Source organism: Pseudomonas sp. AC083 (assembly GCF_979253165.1).
This window is the reverse complement of the sequence record NZ_CEEDDH010000005.1, coordinates 178,282-203,756: the sequence shown is the minus strand read 5'-3', so window position 1 is coordinate 203,756 and position 25,475 is coordinate 178,282. Positions and strand designations below refer to the sequence as shown.

Sequence of the window (25,475 nt, the reverse complement as noted above, 5' to 3'; positions counted from 1 at the left end):
TCCGGCAGCACCTACTCTTTCAGCATGCGAACACTGACTGTAGGAGCTGCCGAAGGCTGCGATCTTTTCGGCTTGAATCCAATGCACCTGACACTACCTCTCAGGTGCACCAATGCTTAGTGAAACAGTACCGCCGTCTTCTGCAGGGTCACCCACACACCCCACGCCAACGGAATACCCACCACCAGCCATGCCGCGATCGCCAGAGGCTTGGTGCCCGGCGCCGCTTTCCACTCCAGAACGGTGCTGGCATCGGCACCCTTGTCGTGGCCCAGCGCCTGTTCGGCGGCCAGTTCGGCGTCGGTCATGAAGTACTTGTCGGCCACCGGGCGCACCATCAGATTGCACAGGAAGCCCAGCACCAGCAGGCCGGCGAGGATGTACAGGGTGATGTCGTAAGCGGCAGCGCGTTCCACGCCGATGCTCAACTGATATTCACGCAGGTAGTTGACCAGCACCGGACCGAGCACGCCGGCAGCGGCCCAGGCAGTCAGCAGACGACCGTGGATCGCACCGACCATCTGCGTACCGAACAGGTCGGCCAGATACGCCGGAACGGTGGCAAAACCACCGCCGTACATCGACAGGATGATGCAGAACGCCGCCACGAACAGCGCAACGTTGCCCAGATGGCCCATGTTCGGAATCAGCGCGTACAGGGCAAAACCCAGCGCGAAGAACACGAAGTAAGTGTTCTTGCGGCCCAGGTAGTCGGAGAACGAGGCCCAGAAGAAGCGGCCACCGATGTTGAACAGGCTCAGCAGACCGGTGAAGCCCGCTGCGATCGCCGCGATCGAGGCCAGTTGGCCAGCGTCGAGTTGACCGAACGGTACATCGACGCCCAGCAGTTTGCCGCCGAACACTTCCTGCAACAGTGGCGAAGCCATGCCGAGGATACCGATACCCGCCGACACGTTCAGGCACAGCACCAGCCAGACCAGACGGAATTGCGGGGTTTTCCACGCTACGTTCACGTGGACGTGACGGTTGGTGATCATGGCGTTGGACGCTTTCTTCGCCGGAGCGGTCCAGCCTTCAGGTTTCCAGCCGGTTGGCGGCACGCGGTAGGACAGTGCGCCACCGATCATGAACACGAAGTAAATGGCCGCCATGGCCACGAAGCTCTGCCATACGCCCACGCCTTCTGGCGATGCGAAGTGGCTCATCAGTGCAGTCGCCAGTGGTGCGCCGACCATCGCGCCGCCACCGAAGCCCATGATCGCCATGCCGGTCGCCATGCCGCGCTTGTCCGGGAACCACTTGATCAGGGTCGACACCGGCGAGATATAGCCCAGGCCCAGACCGATACCGCCGATCACGCCGGAGCCGATCCACATCAGCCAGATCTGGTGGGTATAGATACCCAGCGCGGAAATCAGCAGACCGCCGCACCAGCACAAGGCCGAGACCACGCCCGCTTTACGAGGCCCGGCGTGTTCCAGCCAGCCACCCCAGATCGCTGCCGAGCAGCCGAGGAAGATGAAGAACAGCGTGTAGATCCAGCCGAGCATGGAGATCGGCCAGTCGCAGTTCGACGAAAATACCTGTGCGATGAAGCTCATGTCCGGCGCGCAAGCCACCGGCGCGGTAACGCCGAGTGCCTTGGACAGCGGCAACCAGAACACCGAGAAGCCGTAGGCCATGCCGATGCACAGGTGAATGGCCAAAGCGGCCGGTGGAACCAGCCAGCGGTTGAAACCGGGCTTGGCGATGATGCGTTCCTTGGACAGGAACGCAGGCTGGTCGGCCTTGAGGCCGTCCGCCGTGATGCTCGTGCTCATTGTGTATCCCCCAATTGTTAGTATGGTTCGCCAGCCACTGCTCACCCTCGGCCTTATGCACGCAGGGCATGACCGTTTTTTTAGGTGAAGCTCCTTGAAGGCGCGACGTTAAGTCGCAGACGGGCGGACGAACTAGCGAAGGTTACCATTCTCAGGTGACAGAAAAACCAAACTGATATCACCTTTTTTCAAGTCATCTGTTCTCGTACGACTCGGGAAGCCGTCAACCCCGCGTCTGCAAAGGCACCACGCCGTTTGCTACTTGTCCCATTTATGCGTGTGAAAAGTTACCCGTCGCCTGGGCGTGACTGAACGACGGGTGAACCAAGCGCAAAAAATGGCGTCGCAAGCGGGGGCCGGATTGCGCCCTCTGGCGCCCGCCGGGCATCCTCAAGCGCAGGCCCTGTGGCGAAGTTGCAGGTGCCGCCGCCGACCCTCGGCAGATGACGCCGCACCGAACCGGGTGCCGGCAGCGCTATACTCCCCGGCCATATGACCAATTCGACTAACTACAAGGACTCGCCCATGAAAGCGTTCGGCAAAATCCTGGGTCTGGTACTTCTCGGGCTGTTGCTGATCATTGTGGCGGCAGGCTTTGCCCTGACCCACCTCTTCGATCCCAACGACTATAAAGACGAGATCCGCCAGATTGCCCGCGACAAGGCCCACATCGAGCTGACGCTCAATGGCGATATCGGCTGGAGCCTGTTCCCGTGGCTCGGCCTGGAATTGCACGAAGCCAGCGTCGCTACCCTGGCCAAACCTGCCGAACCGTTTGCCGACTTGCAGATGCTCGGCCTGTCCGTGCGCGTGCTGCCGTTGTTACGCCGCGAAGTGCAGATGAGCGACGTGCGCGTCGAAGGCCTCAACCTGCGCCTGAACCGTGACAAGAACGGCCACGGCAACTGGGAAGACATCGGCAAGGTGCCTGTGGCGCCGGGCTCGACTCCATCCGCCACAGCGGGCGCGACCGCCAGCGAGCCGACCGTCGCCGTGGAAAAACCGGCGCAACCGATCCGCCTCGACATCGACAGCCTGACCGTCAACAACGCCCGCGTTGAATACACCGATGAGCTGACCGGCAAGCAGTTCAGTGCCGAAAGCATTCAGTTGAGCACCGGCCCGGTACACGATTCGACCAATATCCCGGTGAAAGCCACCGCGTTCCTTGGCACCAACCAACCGGTACTGCGCGTGCGCACCGAGCTCAACGGCGAGCTGCGCTTCGAGCGCGCCTTGCAGCGTTACAAGTTCGAAGACCTGAAGCTGACCGGCGAACTCGCTGGCGATCCGCTGCAAGGCAAGACCATGACCTTCTCCGCTCAAGGTCAGTTGCTGCTGGACAAGGCAGCGAATGTCGCCGAATGGACCGGCATCAAGATTTCCGCCAACCAGTTGCGCGCCCTGGGCGAGCTGAAAGCCAACGACCTCGACAAGACGCCACAGATCAGCGGCGGCATTTCCATTGCCCAGTTCGATCTGGCGAAATTCGTCGACAGCATCGGCCAGACACTGCCGGCGATGGGCGAAGGCAGCCTGAGCAAGGTCGAACTGGTCAGCCGCGTTGCTGCCACTCCGACCAGCCTGTCGTTCGACAACATCAACCTGAAACTCGATGACAGCAGCTTCAGCGGCCGCATCGCCATCGAGGACTTCACCAAACAATCGCTGCGCGCGATTCTCAAGGCCGACACGTTCAACGTCGACCGTTACCTGCCACCGAAATCGGCCCAGGCCAACAGCGCCACGCAAACCCGTCAGGCCGAAGTCGCCAGCACCGAGGCCGGCGCCGTCGCAGGCACCACGCCGCTGCCGGACAAACCGAGCAAAACCGCCTGGAGCACCGAGCGCCTGCTACCGGTCGAACGCCTGGCCAAACTCGACGTCGATGCCGACCTGACTTTCGGCCAACTGACCCTCGACAAGCTGCCGATCCAGAACGCCGCGCTCAAAGCCACCGGCCAGGGCGGCCTGCTGACGCTGACTAACCTGAGCGGTGATCTGTACAACGGCGGCTTCGTCGCCAACGGCACACTCGACGTGCGCCCAAGCGCGCCGGTGCTCAACCTGCAGACCCGGCTCAACCGCGTGCCGGCGGAAAAAATCATCGAAAGCCAAGGCAAGAATCCGCCGGTCAAAGGTCTGGTAACGCTGACCAGCAGCCTCACCGGCAGCGGCAACAGCCAGCAGGCGCTGATCGATACGCTGAACGGCAACGCCAGTTTCGTCATCAACAACGGCGTGCTGCTCAACGCCAACCTTGAACAGCAATTGTGCAAAGGCATCGCCACCCTCAATCGCAAATCCCTCAGCGGCGAGCCACGGGGCAAGGACACGCCGTTCGAAGAGCTCAAGGGCAACCTGACCGTGCGCAACGGCGTCGCCAGCAACCCCGACCTGAAAGTGCGCATCCCCGGCATGACCGTCAACGGTGACGGCGACATCGACCTGCGCGTGCTCGGCATGGACTACCGCGTCGGCATCATCGTCGAGGGCGACACCAGCGCCATGCCCGACCCGGCCTGTCAGGTCGGCGAGAAATTCGTCGGCATCGAGTGGCCACTGCGCTGCCGTGGCCCGCTGGAACTGGGCGCCAAGGCCTGCCGCGTCGACAATGACCGTCTCGGTCAGGTCGCCAGCAAGATGGCTGGCAACAAGCTCAGCGAGAAAATCGACGAAAAACTGGGCGACAAAGTCAGCCCGGAATTGAAAGACGCGTTGAAGGGGCTGTTCAAGCGATGACAGCGGAGCAATTTTCCACGGCGGTGCTGGAGTGGTTCGACCGCCATGGCCGCCACGACTTGCCGTGGCAGCAGGACATCAATCCGTATCGGGTCTGGGTGTCCGAGATCATGTTGCAGCAGACTCAGGTCAGCACCGTGCTCAACTATTTCGAGCGTTTCATGGCGGCGCTGCCAACAGTCGAAGCGCTGGCCGCAGCGCCGGAAGACGAGGTGCTGCACCTGTGGACCGGGTTGGGTTACTACACTCGCGCACGCAATCTGCAGAAGACCGCGAAGATCGTCGTCAGCCAGTACGCTGGCGAATTCCCGCGCGACGTGGAAAAACTCACCGAGCTGCCAGGTATCGGCCTGTCCACCGCCGGGGCGATCGCCAGCATCAGCATGGGCCTGCGCGCGCCAATCCTCGACGGCAACGTCAAACGCGTACTGGCGCGCTTCACGGCGCAAGAGGGCTACCCCGGCGAACCGAAAGTCGCCAAACAGCTGTGGGCCAACGCCGAGCGCTTTACCCCCCATGATCGGGTCAACGCTTACACCCAGGCGATGATGGATCTTGGCGCGACACTCTGCACGCGGAGCAAGCCGAGCTGCCTGCTGTGTCCGCTCAAGCGTGGCTGTGAAGCGCACATGCTTGGCCTGGAAACCCGTTATCCGATTCCCAAGCCGCGCAAGGCCATCCCGCAGAAACGCACGCTGATGCCAATGCTCGCCAACGGCGAAGGTGCGATTCTGCTTTATCGCCGCCCCTCGACGGGCCTGTGGGGCGGTTTGTGGAGCCTGCCGGAACTGGATGATCTGGAAGATCTGCAGCATCTGGCCGATCAGCACTCGCTGACCATGGGCCAGCAGCAGGCGCTGCCGAGCCTGGTGCATACCTTCAGCCATTTCCAGTTGTCCATCGAACCGTGGCTGGTTCAGGTGCAGGAAGCCAGCCATCACGTGGCCGAGGCCGACTGGCTCTGGTATAACCTCGCCACCCCGCCGCGCCTGGGCCTTGCTGCCCCGGTCAAGACCTTGCTCGAACGCGCGGCCGCCGTCTTGAATGCAGGAGAATCGCCATGACCCGCACCGTAATGTGCCGCAAGTACAAAGAAGAACTGCCCGCGCTGGAACGTGCCCCTTTTCCAGGTGCCAAGGGCCAGGATATTTTCGACCACGTCTCGGCCAAGGCCTGGGCCGACTGGCAGAAACACCAGACCCTGCTGATCAACGAAAAGCGCCTGAACATGATGAACGCCGAAGATCGCAAATACCTGCAGGGAGAAATGGACAAGTACTTCTCCGGCGAGGAATACGCCAAGGCCGAAGGCTACGTGCCGCCCGCCGAATAACCCGCAGATTTCGTAAGCGACGGAATTAATTTAAGAAATTTTCAAAAAGTCGTTGACGTAAATCCGAAAAACCCTTTTAATGCGCCCCGTTGCCCAGATAGCTCAGTCGGTAGAGCAGGGGATTGAAAATCCCCGTGTCGGCGGTTCGATTCCGTCTCTGGGCACCAAATACCGAAAACCCTGAATCGCAAGATTCAGGGTTTTTTTATGTCCGGGATTTGATGGACACTGCTTACCCTTTACGGAAAAGGGCCATCACTCGATGAATCAGAAACGAACCCGCGTCCCCCTGCCCCATCCTCCGCCGTATCGGCAAAGCCGCTTGTGTTATTGGCTGACCGTCATCGCCGGCGTGCTGATTGCCATTGCCGTCTGCCTTTCAATCTACATGCTGATCGAAAGCTGGATCAGCGGCTCCATTACCACCAACAATCGTGGGCCGCGCAGCACCTACACCTTGGCACTGCAACCTCGGCGATACTGGTTCGAGTTCGTTTGGCAGAGCTTCTGGACGGCATTCATGCTGGCCATTGGTGTGTTTGGGTTGTGGATTTATCGCAAAGGGCGGGTGCGCGAGCAGAGGCCGAAGCGCAAGCGCACAAGTCAATAGTGCATGCCGCCTTCACAGAGTGTTGATGTAATCGACGGGCAACAAGACTGTATCCACAGCGGCATCCACTGGCAGGGATACAACAGTGATGACCGGGCAGACGATCATCATGTAACAGATGATCGCTGCCGGCATGCCATCGCTGCCTCCTCCCCGAACACCGAGCAGGTGTAGGCCGCCATCGACCCCTCGGTAATATTCGGCGTCGGACAGACCATCATTCAAGCGCCCGATAAACGTTCCGCAGCCAACCAACAGCAGTGCCAGGCCTATGACACAGCCAATTCGCAGAATCCCTTTCAAAACAGCGCTTCCTTACGTCACAAAATACTGGGCGCGGGATTGTACTCGTGCCTTTCGCTCGTGACTGCTCTACCTGCTGACTCGGCATATCGGTTAAACCAGATTGCCTGTTGCGCGACGGCGCATTCGAACGCGGTCATGTTGGCATTACGCCGCTGCGCGTTGCATGAACTGGAGCGGATGTGAAATGAACTGTCTCTCGGACTTATGTAAATCGTGACGCAGCGCGTCACCAATTCGATCACATTGAATTCGGAACGCACTGCGTTCCGTATGTTGGTCGGCGCCAGTTCCAGGCTCATTCTCGATCCACCTTCGCAAAGGCCGAGCACTTATGAACAAATGCCTTTCGACCGACCCGGTAACCATTGGCGAATCGTTCATAGAGAACGCAGCCGACGGCTACGCACTCGGCGGCTTCACCTGGCGCCACAGTTCGCCCGATCCACAGCGCCCAGTGGTCATCATCAACGCCGCCACCTCCGTGCGCTGTCGGCACTATTCACGGTTCGCGGCCTATCTGTTCTGCCACGGCTTCGACGTGATGACCTACGACTACCGGGGCATCGGCGAATCCCGCAGCGAATCGATCAAAGGGCTGCGTGCCTCGTGGACCGACTGGGGCGCGCTGGATTTCGAAGCGATGCTCAAACGCGCGCAGCAGGAGTTTCCCGGTCAGCCAATCGATGTGGTTGGCCACAGCTTCGGTGGTTGCGCGGCGGGCTTGGCGGAGTCGGGCAAAGTGATCCGACGGTTGGTAACCGTCGGTGCGCAGTTCGCTTATTGGCGCGATTACGCCCCTGAACAGCGCTGGCGGATGTTCGGCAAGTGGCATGTAGTCATGCCTTTGATGGCGCTGCTCTGCGGCTATTTCCCCGGCAAACGGCTAGGTTGGCTGGAGGACACGCCAACCGCCGTAGTCCGCGACTGGAGCACGCCCACCGCACGTTACGAGCAACGCCCAAGCGGTCGCGCACTGATGAAAAAGGCGGGCGCCCTGCCCTTCGATGGCGTCCGCGCGCAGACCCTCGCCATCAGCCTCAGCGATGATCCTTACGGAACGATCCCGGCGATCGAACGCCTGCTCGGCTACTTCAGCAACGCGGCAAAAACCCATCTGCGCATTGCGCCGCAGGACATCGGCGAACGACAAGTCGGACATTTCGGCTTTTTTCGCAGCGCATACCAAGCCACACTATGGCCAATTGCTCTGACCTGGCTGCAGACCGGCGCACTGGCCGCCGATACACCCGGCCGACAAGTGCCACGCAGCTGAGCCCCTCTCAACGCACGACGGAACACATCATGGCCTCCGCCAACAAGCAGCAAAAACGCGCCACCCGGGCCAAAGCCAAGGCCAAGCAGAACCGCACCAAGCGTGCCGAAGCGCCGGTCGAGCTGGACCCGAACGACGACCGCATCGATTTCGAATCGGTGGACCTGACCGAGCTGTTCAAGAAAATGATCGACGCCGAGAAGATCAGCCAACAGGCCATGTGCACCGCGTTCCTTGAAGATCCGCTGCTGGAACTGGTCTATGAGCAGGAAGGTGAAGAAGGCGCGATGGATTTCATCCTCGCCGCGCTGATCGAGTATCGCCAGTGGTCGCAGGAAACCGACGAGGCCGGCGCGCTGGCGTGGATCGAATCCCCGGCATTCCAGGCTGACTATGTAGCGGCATCCGACGCGATCGCTGCACAAACCCAACAGAAGAACTGAGCTCCCATGGCATCCCTGAACAAGCAACAGAAACGCGCCAAACGCGCCAAGGCCAAAGCCAAGCAGATCCGCATGGTCGGGCGCAAACCGCTGGATCAGGACGAAGATCTCGGCCACCTCGCCGAGCCGATCCCGGAATACACCCTGGCGATGTTCAGCAAAATGCGCGACGCCGAAGCCGTCAGCCGCAACGAAATGTTGCTGACCCTGCTGCGCGAACTGGCCTTCATCATCGTCGACCATCCTGAACTGCTCGACATGGAAAACGCCGACAACGAAGGCATGGCCGCCACCCACCTGGCCGCCGACATGCTGATCGACTACCGCATGTGGGCCGACGGCATGACCATCGAACAAGCCCAAGCCTGGCTGAGCGAGCCGCAGTTCATTACGGATTTCGGCGTGGCGCTGGATGTTTATGGCAAGTCGGTAGAGCCCCAGGAAGACAAGAGCGAATAAGCCCTTCTCAGAAACAAAAAACGGCCGCTAGTCATCCCTGACAGCGGCCGTTTTTGTTTGGATGGCCTAGCTACTCTTTGTCCGGTGACGATGTATATCCCATTGACATATCCCCAGCACGATCTATCCTGAGCTAATCACAGGAACAGACCCGGGAGCTCGAATATGGAGCAGACCACAATTTTCATGAGCAACAGAAGTCAGGCAGTCCGACTGCCAAAGGCAGTTGCGATGCCCGGCGACGTTAAACGAGTGGAAGTCATCGCGATTGGCAGAACACGCGTCATTACGCCTGCTGGAGAAAGCTGGGATAGCTGGTTTGATGGCGACAGCGTCAGCCCTGATTTCATGGCTAACCGTGAGCAACCCACTGAACAGGAGCGCGAGTCGTTCTGATGATCAAGTACATGCTGGATACAAATATCTGCATCTTCACCATCAAGAACAAACCACAAATTGTCCGGGAAGCCTTCAATCGACATTCCGGGCAGTTGTGCATCAGCGCTATCACGCTTATGGAGCTTATTTACGGTGCTGAAAAGTCGGCGGCCCCGGAGAAAAATCTGGCAATTGTTGAAGGATTTGTCGCGCGACTGGATGTCTTGCCTTTCGATAACGACGCAGCCGCACAGGCCGGGATGGTTCGATCTGAACTCGCGAAGGCTGGAACGCCGATCGGGCCATACGACCAAATGATCGCTGGCCACGCACGCTCACTTGGACTCATTGTAGTGACGAACAACGTACGGGAGTTTCAACGCGTTTCCGGTTTGCGAATCGAGGACTGGGTTTAACCTGACTGGAAAGCTCAGAAACAAAAACGGCCGCTAGTCATCCCTGACAGCGGCCGTTTTTACATCACGCGTTGCAGATCAGTTCAACACCACCGCACCACGCTTCTCCAGCTTGCGACGGCGCGACACCAGCAGACCAGCGGCTACCACCATCAGACTCAGCAGGCCCGTGGCAAGGATTTCCACGCGGTGGGCTTCCTGGAACAGCATGATGGTCAGCGCGGCGACGATGAAGATGATCACCGCCCAGGTCAGCCCCGGGAACAGCCACATGCTGAAGACGATCTTCTCGCCGCGCGCCATGCGCTGCTTGCGCATGCGCAGTTGCGAGAAGGCGATCACCAGGTACACCAGCAGGGCGATGGCGCCGGAGCTGGCCAGGAGGAACTCGAACACCGCTGCCGGAGCCACATAGTTGGCGAAGGTGCAGAGAAACGCAGCGCCGGTGGACAGCATCACCGCCCAGTAAGGCGTGCCGCTCTTGTTGGTGCGGGTCGACATGGCCGGGGCATCGCCGCGTTTGCCGAGGGAGAACAGCATGCGCGACGAGGTGTACAGCGCCGAGTTCAGGCAACTGGTCACCGCGACCAGTACGACGATGTCAACGATCATCTTCGCATTGGGAATGCCCATGCGCTCAAGTACGGTCTGGTAGGAACCGAGGTTGGCCAGGGTAGGATCGTTCCACGGCACCAGCGCCACCACGATGAAAATCGAAACCAGATAGAACAGGCCGATCCGCCAGATCACCGAGTTGGTGGCCTTGGAGATCTGCTTGCCTGGGTCCTTCGATTCCGCCGCCGCGATGGTGACGATCTCGGTGCCCATGAACGAGAACATGGTGGTCAGGATCGCGCCCAGCACAGCGCCCATGCCGTTGGGCAGGAAGCCGCCACTGTCGAACAGATGCGACACACCGCTGACCTGACTGGTCGGCAGGAAGCCAAAAATCGCCGCCAGACCGAGGCCGATGAAGCCGATGATCGCCAACACCTTGATCAGGGCGAACCAGAACTCGAACTCGCCGTAATTCTTCACGCTGAACAGGTTGGTCACGGTCAGCAGCATGGTGATGACCAGCGCGAAAGCCCAGATGTCCACGCCCGGGAACCACGCATGCAGGATGGTCGCGGCGGCGTTGGCTTCCAGCGGAATCACCAGGACCCAGAACCACCAGTACAACCAGCCGATGGTGAAACCGGCCCAGTGACCGATCGCGCGGTCAGCGTAAGTCGAGAACGAACCAGTGTCCGGCGAAGCCACGGCCATTTCGCCGAGCATGCGCATCACCAACACCACCAACGTACCGGCGGCGGCGTAAGCCAGCAGCACGGCCGGGCCGGCGGCAGCAATGGCGTGGCCGGAGCCGACGAACAGGCCGGCGCCGATCACACCGGCGATCGACAACATGGTCACATGACGCGGTTTGAGCCCCTGTTCGAGGCCAGTGGAGCTTGGGGTACTGCTCATAGAGACTACCTTTGCAAGGAAAGCGAGTGCATCCGGCGCGTCTGAAAATTCTTTCTCGTAAAAAGAATCCAACGGCCTGTTCCTTATTCTGCACGCAACATTTGCGCCAAAATGTTTCAAGTCCTTGAGTGCCGGGGGCTCCGGCATCCGATGCAAGTCTTTGAGTTTAATGGCTATTCGCCAGAACGTTACCCGGCGACTCACTTTCAAGACGAATCCGCGCACCAGAAACACACAGAAAAAGTGTGCGACGCACAGAAAAAGGGCGAATAAGGAACGTTCGGCCGGATAGCGCTTCCAACACCCCGCCAAAGCTGGCAACATCGCGCCTTTTTTTACGCGGCACCCACGGGTTTGCATGATCAAACACCCGTTCGGTTGTTGATGGGGCGACAGTCTGCTGCGCCGATGCGACAACCCGCCACATGCCACCCGTTTACCGCTCGTAGCGCTGTTGGCTGCCATTGAAACGCTATGCTAGCTTGGCCGCCTCGCCAGGAAGGCCCGCCAACAGCAGGAGCGCAACATATATGAGGAACGCACATGGCTGAGGCCACGCCCGCGCTTGAAATCCGCAACTTGCACAAACGCTACGGACAGCTGGAGGTGCTCAAAGGCATCTCGCTGACCGCCCGCGACGGCGACGTGATCTCGATCCTCGGCTCTTCCGGTTCCGGCAAGTCCACGTTCCTGCGCTGCATCAACCTGTTGGAAAACCCGCATCAGGGCCAGATCCTCGTGGCCGGTGAAGAACTCAAGCTCAAGGCCGCGAAGAACGGCGAACTGGTCGCCGCCGACGGCAAACAGATCAATCGCCTGCGCTCGGAAATTGGTTTTGTATTTCAAAACTTTAATCTGTGGCCGCACATGAGCGTGCTCGACAACGTCATCGAGGCCCCGCGCCGCGTGCTCGGCCAGAGCAAGGCCGAGGCCATCGAAGTCGCCGAAGCGTTGCTGGCCAAGGTCGGCATCGCTGACAAGCGCCACGCCTACCCGGCGCAATTGTCCGGCGGCCAGCAACAACGCGCCGCCATCGCCCGCACGCTGGCAATGCAGCCGAAGGTGATCCTGTTCGACGAACCCACCTCCGCGCTTGACCCGGAAATGGTTCAGGAAGTACTTAGTGTCATCCGCGCATTGGCCGAAGAAGGCCGCACCATGCTGCTCGTGACCCACGAAATGGGCTTCGCCCGCCAGGTCTCCAGCGAAGTGGTGTTCCTTCATCAGGGCCTTATAGAAGAGCAAGGATCGCCACAGCAGGTGTTCGACAACCCGCTTTCGGCGCGCTGCAAACAATTCATGTCCAGCAACCGCTAACGGAGCAACATGCATGCAGAATTTCAAGAAGGTCTTCCTGGCCGCAGCCGTCACCCTCGCATTCAGCGCCGGTGCCATGGCTGAAACCCTGAAAATGGGCATCGAAGCAGCCTACCCGCCGTTCAACAATAAAGACGCGAGCGGCCAGGTGGTCGGCTTCGACAAGGAAATCGGCGACGCCCTGTGCGCAAAGATGAAAGCCGAATGCTCCGTCGTCACCTCTGACTGGGACGGCATCATTCCGGCGCTGAACGCGAAGAAATTCGACTTCCTGATCTCCTCGCTGTCGATCACTGAAGAGCGCAAAGCAGCGGTGGACTTCACCGATCCGTACTACTCGAACAAATTGCAGTTCATCGCGCCGAAAAACGTCGACTTCAAGACCGACAAGGACTCGCTCAAGGGCAAGACCATCGGCACCCAGCGCGCAACGCTGGCCGGCACCTGGCTGGAAGACACCTACGGTGACGATATCAAGGTCAGCCTCTACGACACCCAGGAAAACGCCTACCTCGACCTCACCTCCGGTCGTGTCGACGCGATCCTCGCCGACAAGTACGCCAACTATGACTGGCTGAAAACCGACGCCGGCAAGAACTACGAGTTCAAGGGCGATCCGGTGGTGGAAAGCGACAAGATCGGCATCGCGGTGCGCAAGGGTGACGACGAACTGCGTAACAAGCTGAACGCCGCACTGAAGGAAATCGTCGCTGACGGTACCTACAAGAAAATCAACGACAAGTACTTCCCGTTCAGCATCTATTGATCTGACCTGTGGGACCGGCGCCGTGATCGAGCGGCGCCGGCTCCCGACTTTGCCTGCCGCAATTTGAACAGAAACCCATGATTATCGACCTCTACGGATTCGGCCCGGCGCTTGCCGCCGGTGCGCTGATGACCGTCCAACTGGCCCTCACCGCCCTGTGCCTGGGCCTGGTGCTCGGCCTGCTCGGCGCCTTGGCCAAGACTTCCCCGTACAAGCCGCTGCAATGGCTTGGCGGCACTTATTCGACGCTGGTACGCGGCGTCCCGGAATTGCTCTGGGTGCTGTTGATCTACTTCGGTACGGTCAACCTGATGCGCGCCCTTGGTGAGTATTTTGGCAACCCCGACCTGCAACTCAACGCCTTTGCCGCCGGCGTGATCGCACTGGGTCTGTGCTTCGGCGCCTACGCCACGGAAGTGTTTCGTGGTGCCCTGCTGGCCATTCCCAAAGGTCACCGTGAGGCCGGCCAGGCCCTGGGCCTGTCGAAATGGCGGATTTTTACCCGGCTGATCATGCCGCAGATGTGGCGCATCGCCCTACCGGGCCTGGGCAACCTGTTCATGATCCTGATGAAAGACACCGCGCTGGTCTCGGTCATAGGCCTGGAAGAAATCATGCGCCACGCGCAAATCGGCGTGACCGTGTCGAAACAACCGTTCACCTTCTATATGGTCGCCGCGATCATGTATTTGGGCCTGACCGTGCTGGCGATGGCCGGCATGCACTTTCTGGAAAAACGCGCCGCTCGCGGCTTTGCGAGGAGCGCGCAATGAACTGGGAAGTCATCATCAAGTGGCTGCCGAAACTGGCACAGGGCGCGACCCTGACGCTGGAACTGGTCGCCATCGCGGTCATCGCCGGCCTGCTGCTCGCCATTCCCCTGGGCATCGCCCGTTCTTCGAAGCGCTGGTACGTGCGCTCGCTGCCTTACGCCTACATCTTCTTTTTCCGCGGCACGCCGCTGCTGGTGCAGCTGTTCCTGGTCTATTACGGCCTGGCGCAGTTCGACGCGGTGCGTGAAAGCGCGTTGTGGCCCTACCTGCGCGATCCGTTCTGGTGCGCGACCGTGACCATGACCTTGCACACGGCGGCGTACATCGCCGAGATTCTGCGCGGTGCCATTCAGGCGATTCCACCGGGCGAAATTGAAGCCGCGCGGGCCTTGGGCATGTCCAGGCCGAAAGCGATGTTCTACATCATCCTGCCGCGTGCCGCGCGTATCGGCCTGCCGGCCTATAGCAACGAAGTGATCCTGATGCTCAAGGCCAGCGCGCTGGCCAGCACCGTGACCCTGCTGGAACTGACCGGCATGGCGCGCACGATCATTGCGCGCACCTATCTGCCGGTGGAAATTTTCTTTGCCGCCGGCGTGTTCTATCTGGTCATGGCTTACGTGCTGGTTCGCGGCTTCAAGCTGCTGGAACGCTGGCTGCGCGTCGATGCCTGCCAAGGCCGCTGAAACGTCCCACGTGCTGACGGGCGAGGCCCTACTCGCCCGCTTCACCGCGCTGGATGCTTTTTTGATTGAGCATCAGGCACTGTGGAAACCTCGGCCGTTCACTCACCTACAACTTCCATGGGAAGCATCCTACGCGGAGTTGTCTGCGTGGCTACGCGAGCGGTCGCTGGAAGATGCAGAACGCGCGCATAACCATCCTGCTGATCTTGTCGATGCGCCAGAGCCGTTCGCTTCATTGGCGAAGTTGTCGGCAGAGTTGAGCGCGGTCGGTGAGTTGCCAGGGCATGCGCTGGAACCTGCGGGCCATCGATTGAATGTCGATGTTCCAGGGCGCAAGTGGCAGCAGATTGAAGCGTTTGCCAGTCGCTTGTCTTTCGCCTCGCAGCCGACGCATTGGCTGGACTGGTGCTCCGGCAAAGGGCATCTGGGACGCCGCCTGTTGGGTGCCGGGCAACAATTGACTTGCGTTGAATACGATCCTTTATTGGTCGCCAGCGGTCAGGCACTGAGTCAGCGTCATCACTTGCACGCCCTGCATGTCGAACAGGATGTACTCGCGGCGGATGCCCCAGCCGTATTGAACGCCGCGCACACACCCATCGCCCTCCACGCCTGCGGTGATCTTCATGTGCGCTTGATGCAATTGGCCAGTGCCGCAGGTTGCCAGCAAATGGCGATCGCGCCCTGCTGCTACAGCCGCATCAGTCGTAACGAATATCAGGCCTTGTCCTGCGCAGGATCGGCATCACTCCTACACCTGTCGCTGGAAGATCTGGCGTTGCCGATGAGCGAAACCGTCACCGCCGGTGCGCGCGTCCGACGTCAGCGCGACACCTCGATGACTCGTCGCCTGGCTTTCGACCTGCTGCAACGGCAAGTGCGCGGCGTCGATGAATACCTGTCAACGCCCTCCCTGCCCAGCGCCTGGCTGGACAAACCGTTCGCTGATTACTGTCGCGATCTGGCTGTGCTCAAAGAGTTATCCACAGTCGGCTCGCCAGATTGGTGGACACTCGAAGCCGCCGGTTGGCAGCGGTTGGTCGAAGTGCGCAACCTCGAATTGCTTCGCGGTTTGTTCCGACGACCGCTGGAGCTTTGGCTGAATCTGGATCGGGCACTTTTCCTCGCAGAACAGGGATACGTCGTACGCCTCGGCACCTTTTGCGACACCTCACTCACACCGCGTAACTTACTGCTCCTCGCCGAGCGCGCTTAAATATTAAAGCCTGTGGATAACTCTGTTGATGGATTTGCCGTGGATCCAATATCTGCCCCTGTTTCGTCGACTTAACAACACTGGTCATTTTTTGTTCACATAAATAAAAACCGGTAAAACAGGGATTTGCGAACAAGATGAGAATGGCTTCACAAAACCTCGCCCAAGCAGTACTCGCGCCTCTCAGTTGTGCATAAGCTGCCAATCAAAACGACATAACCGACGAATATTGGGCTAGCCGAGTGAATAACTAAAGGGTCCCGAAAGCCCAGACTCAACTGTACGCCCTGCATAAATGCCTTACCGCGCGTGAGATACAAAAGCTGCGTATAAATTTGCGCACGGCCTGATTTTTCCGGAATGCAAAAATAGTCTGAATTCAGGGGTTTACAGGATCTACCCAATCGCTATAATCGTCGCCCACACGCCGGTATAGCTCAGTTGGTAGAGCAACTGACTTGTAATCAGTAGGTCCCGGGTTCGACTCCTGGTGCCGGCACCATACAAAACAAAGCCCCTGCAGAAATGCCGGGGCTTTGTTGTTTCTGGCGTTTGGAGCTCACAAGGCCCTCGCGGATGCGAGGGCTTTTTGCGTTTCACACCTGACTGATTTCGAGCACATACGAAATCCTCTGCTCGTTCGCACTCCAGACATAGCGCAAATGCTTGCCCTGCTTCGGAATCGATACCGCCGGCGGGCGGAACGCTGCAACGCATTCATGCCCGGGCAACCGCACGCTGTTATAGAGCAAGCCCCACGATTCACCATCGCGCAACTGTCGCGCAAATACCTGCGATGGCCCATAGGCTTCCGGATCGGGCTGATGCAAATGTTCATAGCCTTGGCGAACGTCATGCAGCGGCTTTACCACCCGATTGATGTAAGTACGCATGGTCAATTCGAGATCGGCTTCCCGGGTCGCCGCGAGAAAGCGTTCCTGATGAAAACAGGTTTCAGCGATGGCCGCACTCTGGCTGCTGGCGGCGTAATAGACGCCGAAGGTGCCGTCACTGAAACGGCTGCGTTTGCCGACGTGAGTGAACGCGGCCATCACCGGGCTGGAACCAGGGCCGGACAGGCGATCTTCGGGACGTACGCGGGCCAGTACGCCAGCCTGTTCGACCAGCCGATCGTTGGTCAGCGCTTCAATTGCGTAGGCAACTTCGAGGTCTTCGGCGTCGAGCACGTCTTCGAACAGTGCAATCGGCGGGAAGCTGCTGTTGACGATGCGATACGCCCGCGGCCATGGCACATCCACCAGCGTCGGCGCTTTCAACCGCGCACTCCGTCGAGGTAGCGGCGCACATCGGCGATATCGACCACCCGGCCCGCCAGCATGTAATCCAGCGCGGTTTTGCCATTGAACGGTGCCGCGGTGTTGGGGCTGCTGACCCAGGCGTAGGCGCGTTCGCGGCTGTTGCTGAAGATGATGCTCAACGCCTTGTGAATGCCCATCAGATAAGAAATGCGCTCAAGGGTGTCGTGGGGCAGGCGGATGTTTGGCAGGTGTTTGTATTTATAGAATGTGGTGTTGCCGACTCCACCGAGCAGGGAGCGTTGTTGCTCGGCGCTACAGCCCCAATGCTCCATGAGGCTGAAGAAGAACTTCAGCGCAACGCGCCCGGCTTCGGGGGCGTCGAGTTGTTCGCGCGGGTTGAACGCAGTAGATGAAGTTGGCATTTGGCCGCCTCCAGAGAAATCATCATGCTTTGAGGTTAGTACATATCTGTACATTTACTCAAAATTAATACACAGATGAACAACCGTGCAGACTGAAAAATCCATACTGCTTGCACACATTTTTTGATCTCCATCACCCTCATCCCAGCGAAAACCCCGATCCTCTGTCAGCCTCCAGCCATCGGCGGGGAAATCAATTCGCTACTAAATCCGCGACAACTATGCTCAGGTGCAGGAATATAGCCGGCATATGGCGCCGTTTCGGTCGTTTCGTAAACAACAATACCCAGCCCACTTCAGAGGGCATTACCCATGGATAGCAGAACCTTACGCAACCTCATGCGCATCGTGCAGACCGGCTCGCTGTCGGCCGCAGCCGAGCATTCGTGCCTGACCGTGCAGGCGTTGGCCGCACAGTTGAACAAGGTCGAAGAGCAGTTCGGTTTCCGCTTGTTTCGCCGTTCCAACAAGGGCCTGACGCTGACGCCGCAAGGCACGGAGCTCACGCCTTACATCGACAAAGTGTTGATCGCCACGCGACAGATGGAAGAAAAGGTCGAGGCGCTGAAGGTACCCGGGCAGCGCACGTTGAAGGTGGCGTTGAACAACACCCTGTCGCCTGATTTCAACCGACGCATGATCGGACGCCTGATCGAGGTGTTTCCCGATTACCAGATGGAATTCAGCTACGCCGAGTCGATGGAAAACCTCAGCAAGCTGAAGAACGAAGATTTCGACCTTGCCGTGCTGATCGGCCCGCAGCGGCCGGGGCTGCCGAGCATCGTCCTGCCGGAGGTGCAGGTGCAGGTGGTCGGTGCGCATTGCGGTCAGGAAAACGATCCGCTGACGTTGCTGGGCAACAAGTTTCAGGTGCGTCCTGCGGAAGATTGTCCGTATTCCCACAGTTTTCTGCGCTTTCTCGACGCCGGACTGGGCAATCACGAGAACGGCCAGCGCATGGTCTATTCCTGCAGCGAAACCCTGACGCTGTCGTTGATCACGCAGATGGATGCGGTCGGCATGGTCTCGCGTGAAGCGGCGCAGAAGAACGGCCTGACGATTTTTCCCGGTTTCGAGGATTTCCTCGAAGTGCGCCTGGCGGTAAACAACCCGGAGTTGTCCCACCAGGCGCTGAACGACGTCGTTGATCTGCCGCTACATGAACGAGCCGAGCGCAATGTACGCAGCCGTCCCCACCGCCACACTGAGAAAGAGGTTTTTGCTGAAATACGCACATAGCAACGTCGGAATCGCGGCATAGAATTCCGGGCGATCGAGCTGGATCTGCCGGTCCTTGATCAACAGGGGCGTGAGGCTGATCGCAGCGACGATCGCCACCGGCAGATATTCCAGTGCGCGCGCCACGAAGGGCGGCCAGTGGTCGGTGTTGATCTGCAGTGGCAAGGCGCGCGGCAGGAAGGTCACCGCCATCATCAGCACCACCACCAGAATCAGGAACGTTTGGTCAGGCATACACCCACTCCGCAGCCCACGAACGTGGCGATGAATACGTTGAAGGGCGAACTGCCGATCAGGCTCAGCGCACCCATGCAGACCACGGCGGCAGCGGCAGCGATCAGTTTGTTGCGCGTGTTGCACAGCGAGACCAGCACGTAGAGCATCATCGCCGTCAGTGCATAGTCGAGCTGATATTTGATCAAGTGCGCCGCGTACTGCGCGCAAACTGCGCCAAGCAAACCGCCGAGTACCCACGAGGTGTGACAGAACAGGTTGAAACCGATCAGATAACGCACGTTGACCGGCGCGCCTGTGCCGAGCTTGACGCTGTGAAAGGCGAAGGACTCATCCGTCAGGCCACCGGCGTAAGCCCAACGCTCCATGCGGCTCAAGCCCAATGCACGCAGGGCTTTGGCCATGTACACCGACATCAGCATGTGCCGCGCATTGATCAGGAAAGTGGTCAGCACAATGGTGGTCAGCGATGCGCCGCTGGAGATCAGCGCCAGCGCGGCGAATTGCGAAGCGCCGGCATAGACAAACAAGCACATCGCCACCGGCAGCCACATCGGCAGGCCGGCGTTTACCGCCATCAGCCCGAAAACAAACGACACGGTGAAATACCCGGCGACCACCGGGCTGGCTTCGGCAAACGTGCGCGACGGCTGATGAGTCGCCATCAGCGGCGCGCTGCCGGACCTTTCATTCATAGATCCCTCTCAAATGTTCGTTCGCCGTGAGGCTCGCAAAAACCCTGGGCAGTCCAGAATCGCTTGCCCGCGAGGTTAGCATCGTCGACGAACAGAAACATCCGCAGCACCCCGACCCGTTTCATGTCGGACGACGCTGCTTCAACCAGACGCTGGCCCACGCCCTGACTGCGGTAACGCGGACTCACGGCCAGATGATTGATCGTGCCGCGACTGCCGAGCATGCCGCCGAGCACCGCGCCGACGATCTCGCCAGCCACATCGAACGCCAGATACGCCGTGGTGGTTTTCTGGATCAACACGCCGCGCAGGCATTTGGCGTCCTGCCATTCGCAGAACGACACTTCGTCGAACTGGCGGAAGAAGCGCTCCATGCGTTGCGCATCCTTGGCAGTTGCGCGGCGCAGTACCACTGGCGTCGAGCACTCGACGCCGTCGATTGGGGTGATCTGATTAGCGAACAATGTCGAAAGCGGTCCCGGGCCGCGAGAAGGAAATCGCCAGAATCTGCCGGTACGCCATGGCATGGGTGTGGGTATTGCGCGCCGGGGTCACGTAGTGGCGCATGTCGCGATCGAGGAAGTAGGTGGTGTCGAGAATTTCCTCGTAGGTGGTCGCCGCCAGTTGCTGCTGATGGATGTCATACAAACGACTCTCAGCACCCTCGACATTATTGCGCCCCCAGAAGTGCACGCCGCTGAACGGATAGCCGTCGCAATGAATGCCTTCAGGGGTGATTTCCAGCTGTTTGCCGGGTTTGATCTCGATGCGGATCTGATGGATCTGGCACTGCCAGATTTCATCGTGCAACTCTTCCGGCAGGACACTTTTGTACACTTCGAAATCGGTGTCGATCAGGCTGCGCATCACCGGCGAAGAGATCACTTCTTCGGAAAAGTCCTGAAAGTGTCGTACCACGCCACCGACGTAAGCGTTGTTCTCTTTCGATTGCACGTAAGCGCGGTGCTCAAGTTGCTTGAGCTCACGGGTTTTCGGATTGTATTCAAAGTCGCTGTAACGACGATAACGCATGCCGGCTTCGGCCTGACCGTAGTAGCTGTCAGGCTCCATGTTTTCCCAACTTTTGGTCAGTCTGACGAAGTCGGCAAAATGACCGTAGAGATTGAAGTCACCACCCTGGACGTTGACAAACTTGTCGCGCCGTAGCGATTCGCCCACTTCTCTGTTCAAAACGATCATTACCAAATTCTCCGCTGCGTTGAACGCCCTAATCTATTGGGTGGAGAATTTGCGTCCATGAGAAAGAATTTCAGGCATTTGAAGCACTGCTTGAAACGGAATCTGCAGCGCTTGAAAAACGACTTTTACATGACAAGAACACCGGTTATTTGCGGTTCGCGCTGAAAAACCGCCGAAAAAAAACCCCGAACGAATCGGGGTTTTCTCATGTTTCTTACAGCGGATCGATCATCAGAAGATGTTGATCGGATAGTCCACGAATACCCGCAGCTCATTACCGCTGACGTTGTACTCGCTGGATTTCTGCGACACGCGCAGGATCGAGCTACGCAACTTCACGCTCAGGTCTTTGGCCGGGCCACTTTGCACGACGTACTTGAACTGGTTGAAGATCTCGCGCTCGGTGCCGCCTTCGCTGGTGGACGTGGTGATGTTGTCGCCGCGCACGTAAGCGAAGTTGTAGCTCAGACCCGGAACGCCGAAAGAACCGAAGTCCAGACCGTAACCCAGCTGCCAGCTGCGTTCGTCTTCGGCGTTGAAGTCAGACCAGTAGGAGTTGGCCAGGTAGATGGAGTTGCCACCGTCGCCGACACGACCCTGGTCTTTCTGATAGCCGCCATAGGCGTAGCCCAAGTTGCTGTCGCCAGTGGAACGCTGATGCGCCACGGTGAACGAGTGCGGGCCGGTGGCGAAAGTGGCTGCCAGGCTCCAGATCTTGTTGTCGTCGCCAGTTACACCGTTTTCGCGGACATAGGAGCTGTCCAGCTTGGTGCGATAGCCGTTGAAATCCAGGGTCAGGGACTGATCCTTGTTGAACGGAATCACATAGTTGGCATTCACGTACTGTTTCTTCAAGACGTCTTCAACGTCGGACGCATACAGCGCGCCTTTGAAGTGTTCGGTGAACTGATAGCTGCCGCCCAACACGTTGATCGATTTCAGACCGCCGCTGTCGCGGCCTTCATCGCTCTTGCGCGATTCGGCGGTGAAACGGCCGGCGTTCAATTCCAGGCCTTGGATTTCACGGGAAGTGATCAAGGTACCGGTATAGCTTTCCGGCAGCAGACGCACGTTGTCGTAGCTCAGCACCGGCAGGGCCGGCATCTGGTCGCCATAGGTCAACACGGTGTTGGAAACACGGAATTTGACCGCTGCGCCGCCCTTGGCGATGTCGTGGTTCGCACGACCGTCATTTTCCTGTCTGAAAAAATCGATGCCGCCGGCGCCGCTACGGCCCTTGCCGCCGTCGAGGCGCAATGCGTACAGACCGAAAGCGTCCACGCCGACACCGACGGTGCCTTGAGTGAAGCCCGACGAGAACGTACCGATGGCCGCTTGGCCCCATTCGGCCTTGTCCTTGTTACCGTCTTTGTAATCACGATTGATGTAGGCGTTGCGCAACAGTACTTTCAGGCTGCTGTCTTCAACGAAACCCTTGGATTCGGCCTGGTCGTTAGCCATGGCCTGTGTAGCACTCAACATCCCCAGTGCGATCAGACTGATTCGCTTGTTCAACATTTTGTTTTCCTTATTACGGGTTGAAACGCGCTGTGTCGAACGGCTGAAACGGCGCTTTCTGCACTCTTGTATTCACCCCGAAACAAAAAAGCCCGCCGACGTTAACGTCATGGCGGGCCTGCTCCTTATTTTGAGTCATGGCGGTTAGCCACAGGCGTTGGGCCGAATCGTAGCCGCGCCCTGAACTGTGTGTCAATTTCAAGAATCGTCTTTAAATAGGCGAAAAACGTCTAAGAAACGTAATTTTTTTGCTGGGCGGTTGCAGAAAAAACCGATTAAACAGAGAGTTTGAACTGTGGGAGCGAGCCTGCTCGCGAAGCGCTGGATCATTCAACAAAGTCATTGGCAGGGCTGACGCCTTCGCGAGCAGGCTCGCTCCCACCTTTGAATACCTGTGGATAAAAATCAGGCAAAAAAAGCGCCGCCATCCCGGCAGCGCTTTTACCAATCCCTATTGTTCTTATCCTTCCATCACATCCCACAAGGCTTCCAGCTCGGCCTCGCTGAACAGGCCAGCGGGGTAGCGCTCGATCATCATCCGGCGCGGATCAGGTTGTCTGATCTGACGCGTTCCATTGGACTTCAACCAGTGCGCGACAAGCTGGAGCGATTCGCCGTTGACGGCCATGGGATGCACAGTCCGCTCGCTGATTACGTTCACTTCGGCGTTCATTTCAGCGCTCTCTCCCCGTTCGTGAGCGGCTACGTTATCCAAGGTTTGTGACAGAACTGTTGAAGTTCCCCTCCCTCCCTAGTGCATCAGGAGCAATACAAGAGCTATGCCAAGGCGACCCGAATGTCGACCGGCGGATACAAACAAGCCCGCGGTCCTGACGGGCCGCGGGCTTGCTTTGATGCTGAGCGAGCTAATCATTGCCTGGCTGATTTGTGAATCAACTCAAGCTGTTACGACTCAACTCACTCTTTGTGCGGCGCTGGCTGCTGTTGGGTAAGGCAGTGAATATTGCCGCCACCCAGTAACAGTTCGCGGCCCGGCACCATCACGACTTCGTGCTGCGGAAACAGCGTCTGCAGGATTTCCCTGGCCGGGGCGTCCTTCGGGTCGTCGAAGCTCGGCGCGATGATGCCACCGTTGACGATCAGAAAGTTCACGTAGGAACCGGCCAGACGCACGGAAGGATTGCGCTCCTGCGAACCGTCCACCGCATCGACGCCGGCGCACTCTTCTTCGGTCGCATAGAGCGGCCCCGGAATCGGCATTTTGTGCACCGTGAACGGGCGGCCCTTGGCGTCGGTGCTGCTTTGCAGCACTTTCATTGCGGCCTGGCAGCGCGGGTAGTTTGGATCCTGCGGATCATCGGTCCACGCCAGCAGCACTTCGCCCGGACGCACGTAGCAGCAGAAGTTATCCACATGGCCGTCGGTTTCATCGTTGAACAAGCCATCCGGCAACCAGATGATCTTGTCCACAGACAGATTGTCGCTGAGTACGGCTTCGATTTCTCCGCGGCTCAGGTGCGGGTTGCGATTGCGGTTGAGCAGGCATTCTTCGGTGGTGATCAGCGTGCCTTCGCCGTCGACATGAATCGAACCGCCTTCGAGCACGAAACCTTCAGTGCGGTAACGCGGGCTGCGCTCGATCTCGAGGATCTTGCCGCCGACCTGCGAATCACGGTTCCACGGTGCATACAGGCCGCCATCGAAACCACCCCAGGCGTTGAAATCCCAGTTCACACCGCGCACTTCGCCCTGGTTATTAATCACGAAGGTCGGGCCGCTGTCGCGAACCCAGGCGTCGTCGCTGGACATTTCCACCACGCGGATATTCGGCACATCGAGGCGCGCGCGGGCGTTTTCGTATTGGCCGGCGGAGACGGCAACGGTGACCGGCTCGAAACGGGCGATGGCTTTGGCCACGGCGGCGTGCGCGGCCTGCGCCGGTTTGCCGCCCAGACGCCAGTTGTCCGGGCGCTCGGGCCAGATCATCCAGGTCTGGGTTTGTGGCGCCCACTCGGCCGGCATGTAGAAGCCATCGGCGCGTGGGGTACTTTTCAATGTGGTCATCAGGACTCCAGGGAACCGTCGAGGGTTTTCAACGCGCCGTACAGATTCGGCCGGCGGTCGCGGAATGAACCCCACGCGCTGCGAATATGTTCCAGCTCGTCGAGGTTGAACGTGTGCACAAGAATACCTTCTTCGGTTTTATTCAGCTCCTGCACTTTTTCGCCGAACTGGTTGGCGATGAACGACGAGCCGTAGAAGGTGATGTCGTAGCCGTCCTGCTCTTCATTGCCGATGCGATTGCTGGCAATCAGCGGCATCAGGTTGGCGCCGGCATGGCCCTGCTGCACTCGCTGCCAGTGATCGCGTGAAGAGATGGTCTTGTCGTGCGGCTCGCTGCCGATCGCGGTCGGATAAAAAAGAATTTCCGCGCCTTGCAGGGCCATGCTGCGTGCCGCTTCCGGAAACCATTGGTCCCAACAGATGCCGACGCCGATTTTCGCGTAACGGGTGTTCCACACCTTGAAGCCGGTGTCGCCGGGGTTGAAGTAATACTTTTCGTGATAGCCCGGGCCGTCGGGGATGTGGCTTTTACGATAAATCCCGAGGTTGCTGCCGTCGGCGTCGATGATCGCGATGCTGTTGAAGCGTGCACGCCCGGCCAGTTCGTAGAAGCTGATCGGCAGCACTACTTGCAACTCTTTGGCGATTTTCTGGAAATGCTTGATGGCGACGTTCTCTTCAACCGTCGTCGCCAGTTGCAGGTAATCCGGATTGGGCTTCTGGCAGAAGTACGGTGCCTCGAACAGTTCCTGGATGAGGATGATCTGTGCGCCTTCGGCGGCGGCTTCGCGGACCAGTCTTTCAGCGGTTTCGAGGTTGGCTTCCAGGTCCCACGAACAGGCCATCTGCGTGGCGGCGACGGTAACGATACGGCTCATGAATCATCTCCGGGCTAGTGCTTTGACAGTCGAAGA

Annotated in this window: 29 protein-coding genes, 2 tRNA genes and 1 pseudogene; 18 read left to right on the top strand and 14 right to left on the bottom strand. The window is 59.0% G+C overall.

What is annotated here, in order from left to right; genetic code table 11:
• Positions 1-116 precede the first annotated feature (116 nt).
• Positions 117-1,781: an OFA family MFS transporter gene (locus AC0IXA_RS11280; RefSeq protein ID WP_016772126.1), complete on the bottom strand. Its 1,665-nt coding sequence runs from the start codon at positions 1,779-1,781 to the stop codon at positions 117-119.
• Positions 1,782-2,013: 232 nt separating this feature from the next.
• Here AC0IXA_RS11280 and AC0IXA_RS11275 point away from each other — a divergent pair.
• The 6 genes and pseudogenes from AC0IXA_RS11275 to AC0IXA_RS11250 form a co-directional block, all read left to right on the top strand.
• Positions 2,014-2,228 (top strand): annotated as a pseudogene (locus tag AC0IXA_RS11275) (GNAT family protein); the annotation flags it as partial.
• 78 nt (positions 2,229-2,306) lie between these two features.
• Positions 2,307-4,523: an AsmA family protein gene (locus AC0IXA_RS11270; RefSeq protein WP_471813058.1), complete on the top strand. Its 2,217-nt coding sequence runs from the start codon at positions 2,307-2,309 to the stop codon at positions 4,521-4,523.
• Positions 4,520-5,587: an A/G-specific adenine glycosylase gene (gene mutY, locus AC0IXA_RS11265; protein WP_039756580.1), complete on the top strand. Its 1,068-nt coding sequence runs from the start codon at positions 4,520-4,522 to the stop codon at positions 5,585-5,587. Before AC0IXA_RS11270 ends, mutY begins: the two co-directional genes overlap by 4 nt.
• Positions 5,584-5,856, top strand: coding sequence for an oxidative damage protection protein (locus AC0IXA_RS11260; protein WP_016772129.1), 273 nt, complete (start codon positions 5,584-5,586; stop codon positions 5,854-5,856). Before mutY ends, AC0IXA_RS11260 begins: the two co-directional genes overlap by 4 nt.
• 91 nt (positions 5,857-5,947) lie before the next feature.
• Positions 5,948-6,023, top strand: a tRNA-Phe gene (locus AC0IXA_RS11255).
• A 95-nt stretch (positions 6,024-6,118) separates the two neighbouring features.
• Positions 6,119-6,466, top strand: coding sequence for a hypothetical protein (locus AC0IXA_RS11250; protein WP_471813056.1), 348 nt, complete (start codon positions 6,119-6,121; stop codon positions 6,464-6,466).
• Between the two features lie 12 nt (positions 6,467-6,478).
• Here AC0IXA_RS11250 and AC0IXA_RS11245 read toward each other — a convergent pair whose 3' ends face one another.
• Positions 6,479-6,769, bottom strand: coding sequence for a YceK/YidQ family lipoprotein (locus tag AC0IXA_RS11245; RefSeq protein WP_186548453.1), 291 nt, complete (start codon positions 6,767-6,769; stop codon positions 6,479-6,481).
• 17 nt (positions 6,770-6,786) lie between these two features.
• The gene (locus AC0IXA_RS11240) at positions 6,787-7,071 is read right to left on the bottom strand and encodes a hypothetical protein (protein ID WP_471813054.1); all 285 of its coding nucleotides are present in this window, start codon (positions 7,069-7,071) and stop codon (positions 6,787-6,789) included.
• Positions 7,072-7,103: 32 nt separating this feature from the next.
• On the opposite strand from AC0IXA_RS11240, the gene AC0IXA_RS11235 reads away from it, so the two are divergent.
• The 5 genes from AC0IXA_RS11235 to vapC all read left to right on the top strand — a co-directional run bounded on the left by AC0IXA_RS11235 (position 7,104) and on the right by vapC (position 9,741).
• Positions 7,104-8,045 carry an alpha/beta hydrolase family protein gene (locus tag AC0IXA_RS11235; protein WP_471813052.1) on the top strand — a complete coding sequence of 314 codons (942 nt, stop codon included), beginning with the start codon at positions 7,104-7,106 and terminating at the stop codon, positions 8,043-8,045.
• A gap of 29 nt (positions 8,046-8,074) precedes the next feature.
• The gene (locus tag AC0IXA_RS11230) at positions 8,075-8,488 is read left to right on the top strand and encodes a hypothetical protein (RefSeq protein ID WP_016772137.1); all 414 of its coding nucleotides are present in this window, start codon (positions 8,075-8,077) and stop codon (positions 8,486-8,488) included.
• Between the two features lie 6 nt (positions 8,489-8,494).
• Entirely contained in the window at positions 8,495-8,947 is a 453-nt protein-coding gene (locus tag AC0IXA_RS11225; protein WP_471813050.1) for a hypothetical protein, read from the top strand.
• A 165-nt stretch (positions 8,948-9,112) separates the two neighbouring features.
• Positions 9,113-9,343 carry a type II toxin-antitoxin system VapB family antitoxin gene (gene vapB / locus AC0IXA_RS11220; protein ID WP_024011210.1) on the top strand — a complete coding sequence of 77 codons (231 nt, stop codon included), beginning with the start codon at positions 9,113-9,115 and terminating at the stop codon, positions 9,341-9,343.
• On the top strand, positions 9,343-9,741 hold the full coding sequence (gene vapC / locus AC0IXA_RS11215; RefSeq protein WP_016772140.1) for a type II toxin-antitoxin system tRNA(fMet)-specific endonuclease VapC: 399 nt from the start codon (positions 9,343-9,345) through the stop codon (positions 9,739-9,741). Before vapB ends, vapC begins: the two co-directional genes overlap by 1 nt.
• 78 nt (positions 9,742-9,819) lie before the next feature.
• Here the strand turns inward: vapC and gabP are convergent, their stop codons facing one another.
• The gene (gene gabP, locus AC0IXA_RS11210; RefSeq protein ID WP_016772141.1) at positions 9,820-11,211 is read right to left on the bottom strand and encodes a GABA permease; all 1,392 of its coding nucleotides are present in this window, start codon (positions 11,209-11,211) and stop codon (positions 9,820-9,822) included.
• Between the two features lie 543 nt (positions 11,212-11,754).
• On the opposite strand from gabP, the gene AC0IXA_RS11205 reads away from it, so the two are divergent.
• The 6 genes from AC0IXA_RS11205 (at position 11,755) to AC0IXA_RS11180 (ending at position 16,471) form a co-directional block, all read left to right on the top strand.
• Positions 11,755-12,528, top strand: a complete 774-nt coding sequence (locus AC0IXA_RS11205; protein ID WP_024011209.1) for an ABC transporter ATP-binding protein — start codon at positions 11,755-11,757, stop codon at positions 12,526-12,528.
• 13 nt (positions 12,529-12,541) lie between these two features.
• On the top strand, positions 12,542-13,294 hold the full coding sequence (locus AC0IXA_RS11200; RefSeq protein ID WP_471813047.1) for an ABC transporter substrate-binding protein: 753 nt from the start codon (positions 12,542-12,544) through the stop codon (positions 13,292-13,294).
• Positions 13,295-13,371: 77 nt separating this feature from the next.
• Complete coding sequence (locus tag AC0IXA_RS11195) at positions 13,372-14,067, top strand: ABC transporter permease (protein ID WP_471813045.1); 696 nt, start codon at positions 13,372-13,374, stop codon at positions 14,065-14,067.
• A complete protein-coding gene (locus AC0IXA_RS11190; protein WP_016772145.1) occupies positions 14,064-14,753 on the top strand; it encodes an ABC transporter permease in 690 nt (229 codons plus the stop codon). Before AC0IXA_RS11195 ends, AC0IXA_RS11190 begins: the two co-directional genes overlap by 4 nt.
• A complete protein-coding gene (locus AC0IXA_RS11185; protein ID WP_471813043.1) occupies positions 14,734-15,969 on the top strand; it encodes a methyltransferase in 1,236 nt (411 codons plus the stop codon). The genes AC0IXA_RS11190 and AC0IXA_RS11185 overlap by 20 nt, the downstream gene beginning before the upstream one ends.
• A gap of 426 nt (positions 15,970-16,395) precedes the next feature.
• Positions 16,396-16,471: transfer RNA gene (locus AC0IXA_RS11180), tRNA-Thr, on the top strand.
• Between the two features lie 94 nt (positions 16,472-16,565).
• Here the strand turns inward: AC0IXA_RS11180 and AC0IXA_RS11175 are convergent.
• On the bottom strand, positions 16,566-17,231 hold the full coding sequence (locus AC0IXA_RS11175) for an RES family NAD+ phosphorylase (RefSeq protein ID WP_471813094.1): 666 nt from the start codon (positions 17,229-17,231) through the stop codon (positions 16,566-16,568).
• Positions 17,232-17,242: 11 nt separating this feature from the next.
• The gene (locus AC0IXA_RS11170; protein WP_471813041.1) at positions 17,243-17,650 is read right to left on the bottom strand and encodes an MbcA/ParS/Xre antitoxin family protein; all 408 of its coding nucleotides are present in this window, start codon (positions 17,648-17,650) and stop codon (positions 17,243-17,245) included.
• A 312-nt stretch (positions 17,651-17,962) separates the two neighbouring features.
• Between AC0IXA_RS11170 and AC0IXA_RS11165 the strand changes: the two genes are divergently transcribed.
• Complete coding sequence (locus tag AC0IXA_RS11165; RefSeq protein ID WP_122611119.1) at positions 17,963-18,889, top strand: LysR family transcriptional regulator; 927 nt, start codon at positions 17,963-17,965, stop codon at positions 18,887-18,889.
• On the opposite strand, the gene AC0IXA_RS11160 is transcribed toward AC0IXA_RS11165, so the two are convergent.
• The 8 genes from AC0IXA_RS11160 to aguB form a co-directional block, all read right to left on the bottom strand.
• Entirely contained in the window at positions 18,806-19,123 is a 318-nt protein-coding gene (locus AC0IXA_RS11160; protein WP_041477503.1) for an AzlD domain-containing protein, read from the bottom strand. The two genes, AC0IXA_RS11165 and AC0IXA_RS11160, sit on opposite strands and share 84 nt — an antisense overlap.
• Positions 19,102-19,818 (bottom strand): AzlC family ABC transporter permease, encoded by a 717-nt coding sequence (locus AC0IXA_RS11155; protein WP_016772152.1) that lies wholly within the window; start codon positions 19,816-19,818, stop codon positions 19,102-19,104. Before AC0IXA_RS11155 ends, AC0IXA_RS11160 begins: the two co-directional genes overlap by 22 nt.
• Complete coding sequence (locus tag AC0IXA_RS11150; RefSeq protein ID WP_008080517.1) at positions 19,815-20,192, bottom strand: GNAT family N-acetyltransferase; 378 nt, start codon at positions 20,190-20,192, stop codon at positions 19,815-19,817. The genes AC0IXA_RS11155 and AC0IXA_RS11150 overlap by 4 nt, the downstream gene beginning before the upstream one ends.
• 79 nt (positions 20,193-20,271) lie before the next feature.
• Positions 20,272-21,018: a 2OG-Fe dioxygenase family protein gene (locus AC0IXA_RS11145; protein WP_016772154.1), complete on the bottom strand. Its 747-nt coding sequence runs from the start codon at positions 21,016-21,018 to the stop codon at positions 20,272-20,274.
• Between the two features lie 231 nt (positions 21,019-21,249).
• A complete protein-coding gene (locus AC0IXA_RS11140; protein WP_076565096.1) occupies positions 21,250-22,536 on the bottom strand; it encodes an OprD family porin in 1,287 nt (428 codons plus the stop codon).
• Between the two features lie 460 nt (positions 22,537-22,996).
• The gene (locus AC0IXA_RS11135) at positions 22,997-23,209 is read right to left on the bottom strand and encodes a hypothetical protein (RefSeq protein ID WP_016772156.1); all 213 of its coding nucleotides are present in this window, start codon (positions 23,207-23,209) and stop codon (positions 22,997-22,999) included.
• 245 nt (positions 23,210-23,454) lie between these two features.
• Entirely contained in the window at positions 23,455-24,561 is a 1,107-nt protein-coding gene (gene aguA / locus AC0IXA_RS11130; RefSeq protein WP_471813038.1) for an agmatine deiminase, read from the bottom strand.
• Positions 24,561-25,439: an N-carbamoylputrescine amidase gene (aguB, locus tag AC0IXA_RS11125; RefSeq protein WP_263470808.1), complete on the bottom strand. Its 879-nt coding sequence runs from the start codon at positions 25,437-25,439 to the stop codon at positions 24,561-24,563. Before aguB ends, aguA begins: the two co-directional genes overlap by 1 nt.
• Positions 25,440-25,475 lie beyond the last annotated feature (36 nt).